We start from the raw sequence: 920 nt of genomic DNA on the forward strand, positions 1-920 counted from the left end.
TGACGAGGCCGCCGACCTCGGCCGCCGCGTCGAGCGCCGCCATGAGGTCCGCCGTCAGGTCGTCGACGTGCTCGAGTCCGATCGAGAGGCGCACGACCGCGGCATCGGGCTTCGCGTCGCCAGCCACGGGGCGGTGCGTGAGCGACGCCGGGTGCTGCACGAGTGAATCGACGCCGCCGAGTGAGACGGCGTGGGTGACGAGCTCGCACGACTCCGTGAAGCGGGCCGCGGCGTCGTAGCCGCCGGCCAGCTCGAGGGCGATGATCGATCCCGGCCCCTCGAGTTGCGTGCCGACGAGGCCCGCCGGATCCTGCCCGGGCAGCCCCGGGTAGCGCACCCGAGCGACCGCCGGATGCTCGCCCAGGCGCTCGGCGAGCAGCTGCGCCGTGGCCTGCTGCGCCCGCACGCGCACGGGCAGCGTGCGAAGGCCGCGATGCAGCAGGTACGCCGCCATCGGGTGGAGGAGCCCGCCGGTGAGCGCGCGAACCCGCCTGAGCCGTTCGACCCAGTCGCGGTCGGCTGCGACCACCCCGCCCATGACATCGCCGTGCCCGCCGAGGTACTTCGTGGCGCTGTGCAGCACGAGCGCGGCGCCGAACCGTGCCGGGCGCTGCAGCACGGGTGTGGCGAAGGTGTTGTCGACGAGCACGGGCACGTCGCCGGCGGCATCCACGACGCGACGCAGGTCGACGAGTTCGAGCGTGGGGTTCGCCGGGGTCTCGACGACGACGAGGCCCGTGTCGGCTTCGACCGCGTCGGCGATGCCGGCGGCATCCGTCCAGGTCACCCTGGTGCCGAGCAGTCCGCTCTCGAGCACGTGGTCGGTGCCGCCGTAGAGCGGCCGAACTGCGACCACGTGCGGCGTGCCCGCGGATGCCGCGGCGATGAGCGTTGCCGCGAGCGCGGCCATGCCGCTGCCG

General features: G+C 74.3%; 1 protein-coding gene. It reads right to left on the reverse strand.

From position 1 onward, the window contains the following. The coding region (locus AC1DY2_RS20180; RefSeq protein WP_476764035.1) for a trans-sulfuration enzyme family protein at nucleotides 1-920 on the reverse strand (920 nt) is incomplete at both ends.

It is taken from the genome of Agromyces sp. P1_H4 (assembly GCF_056405255.1).